At 66.0% G+C, this 10249-nt stretch carries 4 protein-coding genes; 1 reads left to right on the plus strand and 3 read right to left on the minus strand.

Annotated features, from left to right (window positions below; genetic code table 11):
* Positions 1–150: 150 nt before the first annotated feature.
* The 3 genes from PC358_RS03985 to PC358_RS03995 are packed head-to-tail and all read right to left on the minus strand — an operon-like array spanning position 151 to position 3345.
* Positions 151–1041 carry a universal stress protein gene (locus PC358_RS03985; RefSeq protein WP_033697693.1) on the minus strand — a complete coding sequence of 297 codons (891 nt, stop codon included), beginning with the start codon at positions 1039–1041 and terminating at the stop codon, positions 151–153.
* Positions 1042–1096: 55 nt separating this feature from the next.
* Positions 1097–2545, minus strand: a complete 1449-nt coding sequence (locus PC358_RS03990; protein WP_033697695.1) for an efflux transporter outer membrane subunit — start codon at positions 2543–2545, stop codon at positions 1097–1099.
* A 17-nt stretch (positions 2546–2562) separates the two neighbouring features.
* The gene (locus PC358_RS03995) at positions 2563–3345 is read right to left on the minus strand and encodes a helix-turn-helix transcriptional regulator (protein ID WP_033697697.1); all 783 of its coding nucleotides are present in this window, start codon (positions 3343–3345) and stop codon (positions 2563–2565) included.
* 415 nt (positions 3346–3760) lie between these two features.
* On the opposite strand from PC358_RS03995, the gene PC358_RS04000 reads away from it, so the two are divergent.
* Complete coding sequence (locus tag PC358_RS04000) at positions 3761–10120, plus strand: non-ribosomal peptide synthetase (protein ID WP_033697698.1); 6360 nt, start codon at positions 3761–3763, stop codon at positions 10118–10120.
* The last annotated feature ends 129 nt before the right edge of the window (positions 10121–10249 follow it).

Raw genomic sequence — 10249 nt, forward strand, 5'->3', positions numbered from 1 at the left:
TAGGGGAAGGGGTACAAAGCGTCGCGAAATTACTACGAATCATTATCAAATGCATTCTTTTTAAGTGGAGCGCCCGTGCCAGTTTACCTCTCGCCGCCCCGGCAAGGCCGCTCCTACACACGGCGCGCAACCTGCAGGTAACGAAAACCCTCAGGCCCCCGCCTTGATCGCCAGCACATTGCACAACGGATGCTCCAGCACATGCGCCGTGGTGCCGCCCAAGAAGGTCTGCATGGCGTCATGCCGATGGCTGCCCATGACGATTACATCGACCCGGCTATGGCTGATGAACTGGGCAATCGCACGAATCGCCGGCCCCTCCACGAAATGCCTGCGCTCCAATGGCACCTGGTGATGGTCACCCAGGCGGTTGAACGACGCCCGTTGCGCGGTGCGCACACTGCCATCGAACCCAGGCATGGTGACCGTGCCGGCGCCGAAGTCGGCGATATGGGTTTTGGCTGCGTCGCACACATGCAACAGGTGCAACTCGGCGTTGCACTGCAAGGCCAGGGCATGGGCGCTGTGAATCACCTGCTCGTCCAGGTGCTCGCCTGCGCCATGGCTGTTGAGGTCTACTGCGGCGGCGATCTGCCGGGGCAGGGGCAGGCGGATGTCGCTGACCAGGTGCACGGCGACTGGGCTGTCTTTGAGCAACTGCCAGTCCAGGGGGGTTACCAGCAAACGCTTGAGCACCGGTTCGTGCTGCACATCCTTGACCAGCAAGTCGCAGCCCAGGCGTTCGATGCGCTCGATCACACTGGCCAACGGGTCGCGGGTCAGCAGCAATTCGGTGGACACATCCAGGCCGGCATCGGCCAGTTGCTCGGCTTCATCGGCCAGCCATTGGCGGTTGTCGCTGAGCAGCCGTTCACGTTCCCGGCCGTCGCTCATCAAGCCGAACGTGTCGACATCGTCGACGAATACGTTGATATCGAGTAATGCACCGCTAGACTCGGCCAAAGCCGCCGCACGTTGCAGCGCGGGCGTGTGGCGCATCTGCGGGCCGAGCATGACGAACAAACGTTTGAACTGGCTCATCTCACACCTCCGCGTGTGGAAGCCCCCCGGTTCATGCCTGGTGATCTGGCCCTGTTCAGTTTAGACCCACGAACGCGCTGCCGGGCGCCCCATCGCGAGCGTGAGCGTCGGCAGCCTCCTGCCAGCCGCCACCCAACGCCGCATACAGATTCACCTCCGCCACCAGCTGCGCCAAGCGGTCATTGATCAGCCCCTGCTGGGCACTGAACAACGACCGCTGCGCATCGAGAAACGTCAGGCTGCTGTCCACGCCAATGCGGTAACGGTGCTCGGCCAGGTCGTAGTAGCGCTGGTTCGACGCCACCAAGTCGCGCTGGGCCTGCAACTGCCGCTGGTAGGTCGCGCGCGCCGCCAAACCGTCCGCCACTTCCTGGAAGGCGCCCTGGATCGCCTTCTGGTACTGCGCCACCTGAATCTCCTTCTGCAGCCGGGCGTAGTCCAGGCTGGCTCGCAGGCTGCCGGCGGTGAAGATCGGCAGGTTGATCTGCGGCTGGAACAGCCAGGTACCCGAGCCTGCATCGAACAGCCCGCTGAGCGCGGGGCTGGTGCTGCCGGCATTGGCGGTCAGGCTGATACTGGGGAAAAACGCCGCACGTGCTGCGCCAATGTCGGCATTGGCCGCGCGCAGCTGGTACTCGGCCTGGACAATGTCCGGGCGGCGTTGCAGCAGGTCGGAGGGCAGGCCGGCTTGCAAGCCGGCGATCTGTTCATTGGCCAGGGGCAGGGCGCGGAGGTCGTCGGCCACAGGGGCACCCACCAGTAGCGTCAGTTGGTTGAGGTCCTGGGCCATCTGGCGTTTGTAACGGGCCACGGCCGCGCGCGTGCTGTCGACGCTGGTACGTGCCTGGATCTGGTCCAGAGCCGAAACAGTACCCGCGCGGCGCTGGTTGACGGTCAGGCGCAGGCTGCGCTCGTCCGCTACCAGGGTGTCGTTGGCCAGGGCCAGCAGCTCCTGGTCGGCACGCCAGGTCAGGTACACGCTGGCGACGCTGGCCACCAGGCTCAACTGGGTGCTGCGCCGGGCCTGGTCGCTGGCCAGGTAGGTCAGCAGCGCTTGGTCACTGAGGCTGCGCAGGCGGCCGAACAGGTCGAGCTCGTAGGCGCTCACGCCCAAGGTCGCCGCATAGGTGGAGCTGATCATGCCCTGATCGGTGCCGGTCATGCGCCGCGGCAGGTACTGACGCTGCCCCTGCCCATTGGCGGAGACCTTGGGCAACAGCTCGGCGCGCTGAATGCGGTACTGGGCACGGTAGGCCTCGACATTAAGCGCTGCACTGCGCAGGTTGCGGTTATTGGCCAAGGCGTTGTCGATCAATTGGCGCAATACCGGGTCCTGGAACACTTGGCGCCAGTCATCGACGGCCGGGTGCGCCTGCACATCGCCTTGATAGGCAGGCCCTTGTGGGTAGTGCGCGGCCACCGCTGCGCCTGGGCGCTGGTAGTCAGGGGCCAGCGAACAGCCACACAACAGCGCAGCGCACAGGATAAGGCTAGATCGGGGCATCGGTGTGTCTCGCAGAGTCAGGCGCCGGCCATCCATTTGGTCAGGCCATGGCGGCCACTGACCCCCAGCTTGGCGGTGGCGCGCTTGAGGTAGGTTTCGATCGAGCTGTTTTTCACGTTCAGCCGCTGCGCCATTTCCGGCACCGTGCCGCCGGTCAGCAGGCCCAGGCAGACCTCCTGTTCCCGGGTCGACAGCCTCACGGCTTCCTGCACCAGGCGCTCGCCAAACGAATGGCGCAACGAGCCCGCTGGCAAATCGGCCAGCGGCGAGCCGGCATGCCGTGCCCCCCCTTGGCGCAGCAACTGGCCGTGGTGCTCGACCAGCGGCAGCAAGGTGTCAGACAGGCTTTTCAGTTGCGACAGTTCAGCCAGCGAAAAGCCACGCTGGCTGGGCAAGCGATGAAAGCAGATGACCCAGCGCTGCACACCGCTGCAGGACACCAGGTTGCACTGGTGGGCACTCTGGCGAGGCTGCCCAGCGTCTTGTGGGGCTTTGAATTCGATCAGCAGCGGGTCCTTCATCTGCATGATGCTTTGCAGCAGCGGGTGGCGCAGGTTGTTGACGTTGGGCAGTTCAGGGGCAGGGCCGGCACTGCCCAGTACCCTGATGCGGCTGACGCTGGCCTGGCGTGGGTCAAGGGTCCATTCACTGAGGTCGAGCCTGTGGACCGGCACCTGGGCATTTACCAGATGCAACATCTGGTCGGCGAAGCGCTCGGCGCCGGTACTGGCGATCAGTTCGCCCAGTTGCAGATACAACTGCGGGTCGGGGCGGTGTTCGAGGCTGTCGGTCAGCTTCATATCATTGTCTTCCTTGATTCTAAGCTTTGCGGCGGGTGGTCTCGCGGTCGAGTCCTCTGGGGGGTAGGTGGGAGTGGCGGTATTCAAGCCCGGCCGGGGTGCTGCGTCTGTAGTGGAAAACAGGGACAGAAAGTGCCACCGATTGCGGATCAGGTGGGCAGGGGCACGGACGGTGTCGGTACTGGCGAATGAGGGCTTGGCCAGCCAATTGACGCCAGAAGCGTGGCGATCCAGGCCTGTTCCATGCCGATAGTTTCGGGTGTAGGCAATACCGGGTAGATGCTGTAGCAAATCTCCTACATGTTTTTCAGCAGGCTTCTACAGGTCCAGCGTGTGTCCGGGTTTCGGGGGCCATACAGCCTGGGGGCGGGGTGCTTGAATCCGCGGATGATCAATCAGAAGGACCTGCCGACTCATGCCTGCCGCCGAAACCTTTGCCCTGAGCGTTGCCCAGCGCGACATCTGGTTGGACCAGATCAGCCACGGCGACTCGCCGCTGTACAACATCGGCGCCTATGTCGAAATGAACGGCGGGGTGGATGCCGCGCGGCTGCGCCAGGCACTGGCGCACCTGGTTGCCCAGCATGACGGCCTGCGTACTGTGCTGGTGACACAGGGGGGGATGGCGCGGCAGTACTTTGCCCCCACCCTGGAAGTGGAACTGGTGCGGCACGATGTGCGCGATGCAGAGGCGCCGTGGGCGGCCGCCCAGGCCCTGCTGCAAGCCCGGATGCAGACGCCCTATCGCCTGGATGCCAGCCCGCTTTGGGGCACCACACTGATTCGCCTGGGCGAGCAGCGCTACCTGTTTGCCGTACAGGCCCACCACCTGGTCCTCGACGGTTGGGGGGTGGACCAGTGGTTCAAGCAGATCGCCGAATACTACAACCTGCTCGAACAGGGGCTGCCCCTGCCGAGCGGCGCACCGTCCTATCGGGCGTTCATCGAGGACGATGCCCAGTACCAGGGTTCGCCACGGCACGACCGCGACCGCGATTATTGGCTGGCTAAATACCAGCAGTTGCCGGACGCCTTGCTGGCGCCGCGCGAGCGTAACGCGGTACACCTTTCGCCGCCCAGCGCAGTGCTCGAACAGCCATTCGATACCCGTTTGCTGGCACGTATGCGAGCGCTGGGAAGCACGCTGCAGGCCTCGCCATTTCATGTACTGCTGGCCGCCCTGCATGTGTGCAGCGCACGCACCTGGCAGCGTGACGAGTGGGTGGTCGGTTTGCCGGTGCGCAACCGCGGCAACGCGCAGTTCAAGTCGACCCTGGGGCTGTTTACCCAAGTCAGCGCGTTGCGCATGGACTTTGGCCGCGAGCGCACCTTCGCGGCGCTGGTGCAGGGGATACGCGATGCGCTCAAGCAGGACTTCCGCCACCAGCGTTTCGCCCTCAGCGAACTCAACCGCAGCCTCGGCGCATTGCGTGAAGAACGGCCACAGCTGTTCGAACTGATGGTGTCGTTCGAAGAGGATGGCAACGACCTGCGTTTCGGTGACGTGCCTGGCCACACCGTGATGGTTTGCAATGGCCATGAACCCACCCCGTTGAGCATTCACCTGCGCTGCAACAGCCAACGTGACAGCGCTCGCCTGCACCTGGTGCACAACCGCGCCTGGTTCAGTGAACAGGACGCTACGGCGCTGGCCGAGCGCCTGCTGCACGTCCTCGAGCAAGGCCTGGAACAACCGGAGCAAAGTATCGCGTCCTTTGACCTGCTGACCGCCAGCGAGCACGCCCGCCTGCGGCAGTGGAATGCCACGGCGCAACGAGGGCCCGACAATGGCGAGGCGTTGATTCATCGTCGTATCGAGGCCCAGGCCAAGGCCACGCCGCAGGCCTTGGCAGCGCTTCAGGATGGCCAGAGCCTGAGCTACGGCGAGCTCGACCGCCGCGCCGACGCGCTGGCCCAGCACCTGGCGAACCAGGGTGCCAAGCCTGACCGGCGCGTGGCGGTGGTCGCCCAACGCGGCCTGGACACCCTGGTCGGCCTGTTGGCCGTGCTCAAGGCCGGTGCCGCCTACGTGCCGATCGACCCGGCCCACCCGCAGGAACGCCTGGCCTACCTGCTGGGCGACAGCGAGCCAGACATCGTGTTGACCCAGTCATGGCTGTGTGATCGCCTTCCCGCGCATGGTCTGGCGCAGATCGAACTGGATCGCTGGGACTGGAACGCGCCGCCCGCCGCCCTGGCCCGGCCTGCGCAGCCGCTGCCCAGCGATCTGGCTTACGTCATCTATACCTCCGGCTCCACAGGGCAGCCTAAAGGCGTGATGGTCGAGCACCACATGCTGGCCAACCTGATCGACTGGCACTGCAGTGCGTTCGAGCTGGGCCCAGGCCGCCATCAGTCGAGCCTGGCCGGCTTCGGCTTCGACGCCATGGCCTGGGAGGTATGGCCGGCCCTGTGCAGCGGCGCGACCCTGCACCTGGCACCCGTGCGTGACGGTGCCGAAGACATCGATGCCTTGCTCCGCTGGTGGCGCGCCCAGCCGCTGGATGTCAGCTTCCTGCCCACGCCGGTGGCCGAGCATGCCTTCGCCCAAGGTGAGCTACACCCCACCTTGCAGACCCTGCTGATTGGCGGCGACCGCCTGCGGCGCATGGCCCGCGAGCGGCGCTACCGGGTCATCAACAACTACGGCCCCACCGAAGCCACGGTGGTGGCGACCTCGGGCGAGGTGACGGCAGGTGGCCCGCTGCATATCGGCGGGCCGGTGGCCAACACGCAGTTGTACGTGCTCGACGAGCAGCGCCGCCTGTTGCCCATCGGGGCCCCGGGCGAGCTGTATGTGGGCGGCAAGGGGGTTGCCCGGGGTTACCTCAAGCGGCCGCAGATGAGCGCCGAGCGCTTTCTCGACGACCCGTTCAGCACGCTGCCACGGGCGCGGATGTACCGCACCGGCGACCTCGTGCGCTGGCTGCCCGACGGCACCCTGGAATACCTCGGGCGTAACGACGACCAGGTGAAAATCCGCGGTGTCCGGGTTGAGCTGGCTGAAATCGAGGCCGCCCTGGCCAGCCATGCGGCGGTACGCGAGTGCGTGGTGATGCTGCGCGAAGGCCAACTGCAAGCGTGGTACATCGGCCAGTTGGCGGTAACACCGCGGGCACTGCATGAACACCTGCGCGAACGCCTGCCAGCGGCTTTGCTGCCGGTGGCCTATGTCAACCTGGCGGCCTGGCCGCTGACCGCCAATGGCAAGCTCGACCGCCGCGCCTTGCCGACTGCGGACGAAGCCGCCAAGGTGCGCCGCGAACATGAGGTGCCCATTGGTGAAGTCGAGCAACGCCTGGCCGTGCTTTGGGCTGAATTGCTGCAGGTCGAGCGGGTAGGGCGCCAGGATCACTTTTTCGAGCTGGGCGGCCATTCGCTGCTGGCCGTGCAACTGATCGAGCGAATGCGTCAGCAAGGCCTGCAAGCCGATGTGCAGGTGCTGTTCGGCCAATCGACCCTGGCCAGCCTCGCCGCATCCGTGATGGTCGGGGAAGCCGTTCGCATACCGGCCAACCGGGTAGCGCCGCAGTGCCAGCGCATCACGCCTGACATGCTCACGCTCAGCGTGCTGACGCAAACCGCCATCGACCGTATCGTCGCCTCGGTACCGGGCGGTGCTGGCAACGTGCAGGAAATCTATCCGCTGGCCCCCCTGCAACAGGGCCTGCTGTACCACCATGTCACCGATGTACGCGACCCTTACCAGCAGCAGGCGTTGTTCGCCTTTGCCAGCGCCCAGCAGTTGCAGGCCTTCGGCGAGGCGTTGCAGCAGGTGATCGACCGGCACGACATCCTGCGTACCAGCCTGGCCTGGGAGGGGCTCGAACAGCCCCAACAGGTGGTCTGGCGCCAGGCGCGCCTGCCGGTCGATAACTGGCTGACGACAGCGCCCGACGGCAACATCGCCGGGCAACTGCGCAGCCACTACGACCCCCAGCATCGGCCCTTGGACCTGCGCCAGGCACCGATGATGGCGCTGGCCTGCACCGAGGATGCCCAGCACGGGCGCTGGCTGGGTTTGCTGCGCTTCCACCACCTGGTCAACGATGCCGTCTCGCTGCAGGTGCTGTTGGGCGAGCTCGAAGCCTTCATGGCCGGGCGTGGCGAACAGCTGCCGGCGCCTGTGCCCTATCGCGAGTATGTGGCGCTGAGTGCGGCTGCCGAGCGCCAGGCACGGCACGAGGCGTTCTTTCGCGAGCAACTGGCCGGCATTGAGCCGCCTGCGCCTATTGCCGGGCTCGGCGGCGAGCCGGTGGATGCGTTTGATCTGCACAGCCATAGCCAGGCCGTCGAAGCGCCGCTGGCGGGGTTGTTGCGTACCCAGGCCCGGCATCAGGGGGCGAGCCTCGCCAGCTTGCTGCACCTGGCCTGGGCCCAGGTGCTAGGGACCCTCGGCGGGCGTGATGAAGTCACCCTTGGCACAGTGCTGCTGGGCCGCAGCATGGCGGGCAAAGGCGCTGATCGTGCCTTGGGCATGTTCATCAACAGTTTGCCGTTGCGGGTGCAGCTGGAGCATCGTTCGGTCGAACAGGCGCTGGGCGAGACCCACGCGGGCCTGGCCGCATTGCTCGGCCACGAGGACGCACCGCTGATGCTCGCTCAGCGGTGCAGCGGCCTGCCGGCGGGCACCGCGCTGTTCGACAGCCTGATCAACTACCGCCAAGGGGCCGTGTTGCACGGGCAGGTGCTGCCGGGTGTGGAACTGGTCGAGGCCAGTGAAGTCCTGAGCCATGGCCTGGTGTTGACGGTCGACGACCACGCCGACGGGCTGCAGCTTGCCGTGCGTGCGCCGCGAGCGATTGGCGCGCAGCGGGTACTGAACTACTTGCTGGCGACCTTGCGCCAGCTGGGCAGCGCCCTTGCCGAACGCCGCAGCGTGAGCCTGACGGCGTTGTGCGCGGTGCCTGAAGGTGAGCTACACCGCTTGCTGCATGGTTTCAACGCCACGCAAGACCTGCAAAGCCCGGTCACGCAGACCTTGCCTGCGCTGTTCCAGGCCCAGGTGCGGCGTACGCCCCAGGCCATCGCGCTGCAGACCGACGACAGTTTCCTCGATTACCAGGCCCTCAACGCCCAGGCCAACCGCCTGGCCCACCACCTGATCGGCCTGGGCGTACGCCCGGATGCGCGGGTGGCGGTGTGCGTCGAGCGCGGCGCTGCACTCATGGTGGCGTTGCTCGGCGTGCTCAAGGCGGGCGGTGCCTACGTACCACTGGACCCTGGCTACCCGGCCGAGCGCCTGCGCTTCATGCTTGATGACAGTACCCCGACGGTGGTGCTGGTACACGGCGCTACCCAGGGCCTGTTCGACCAACTGCCAGGCCCTGTGCTCGACCTCGACCGTGGCGACTGGCACGCCTGCCCGACAACTGACCCGCAGGTAGCTGGCCTGGGCCCGTCGCAACTGGCCTATGTGATGTACACCTCGGGCTCAACCGGCACCCCGAAGGGGGTGATGATCGAGCACCGTGGCCTGTGCAACCTGATGCACTGGGGTTCGCGAATCTGCCCGCCACGCCCGGGCGATGCCTTGCTGCAGCGGGCGCCGTTCAGTTTCGACGGTTCGGTCTGGGAGCTGTTCTGGCCGCTGACCGCCGGCCTGCGCCTGGTCCTGGCACGCCCTGACGGGCATCGTGACCCTGCGTACCTGGTGCAACGGGTCCAGGCCAGCCAGGTGACCACGATCAAGTTCGTGCCGGCGTTGCTGCATCAGTTTCTCGAAGAACCTGGTGTCCAGGGTTGCACCAGCCTGACGGACATCTTCTGCGGCGGCGGCGAACTGACACTGGCGTTGCTGCAGCGTGTGCGCGAGCGCCTGCCCAAGGTGCGCCTACACAACGTCTATGGCCCCACGGAAGCCACGGTAGACAGCACCGCCTGGACCTTGCAGCCCCATGAGCCCCTGCCGCTGCTGGCGCCGCCGATTGGCCGGCCGATCGCCAATACCCGCCTGTATGTGCTCGATGCGCACGACCGGCCGGTGCCGCTGGGTGCGGTGGGCCAGTTGCACATTGGCGGTGTCGGCGTGGCCCGTGGCTACCTTGGGCTGCCGGCGTTGCAGGCCGAGCGTTTCATCGCCAGCCCATTTGTCGAGGGCGACCGGCTGTATCGCACCGGCGACCTGGTGCGCTACCGCCTGGACGGCGAATTGGACTTCGTCGGCCGCAACGACTTCCAGGTCAAGCTGCGCGGTTTGCGGGTGGAGCTTGGCGAGATCGAAGCGTCGCTGACCGCACACCCGGCAATCGGCCAGGCCGTGGTGCTGATGCGCGAAGAGCGCCTGGTGGCCTACTTCACCTGCCGCGAGGGCAGCAGCGCGCCGGCGCTTGAAGTACTGCGCAGTCACCTGTTGGCGCGCATGCCCGAGTACATGGTGCCGCAGGCGTTCGTTGCTTTGGCCCAGTTGCCTTTGAGCAACAACGGCAAGATCGACCGCCAGGCCCTGCCGGCGCCGGGTGCAGAGTCGGTGATCAGCCGCGCCTACCAGGCCCCGCGCGGCGAGCTGGAAACCGCGCTGGCCGAGATCTGGACCGATGTGCTGAAAATCGAGCAAGTCGGGCGGGATGACAACTTCTTCGAGCTGGGTGGCCATTCACTGCTGGCCGTCGGCCTGGTGGCACGCATGCGCCAGGCCGGCCTACATGTGGATGCCCGCACCTTGTTCAGCCAGCCGACGCTGGCGGGGCTTGCGGCCAGCACCCGCCTCGAACAGGTCGAGGTGGTGATACCGCAGACCACCATTCCCAGCCTGGGCAAACGCAGGCGCATCTGAAAGCACCGGGGCCGCATAGCGGCCCCGGAGCTATCCGCAATTGTCCCCGCTTCCCATGTCAGACCGACCGGTCACGATCCTTTAGCGTGTCCACGATCCCTATTTCCAGGCAAAGCAGGATGCTTACCG

It is taken from the genome of Pseudomonas capeferrum (assembly GCF_000731675.1).
GTDB lineage: Bacteria > Pseudomonadota > Gammaproteobacteria > Pseudomonadales > Pseudomonadaceae > Aquipseudomonas > Aquipseudomonas capeferrum.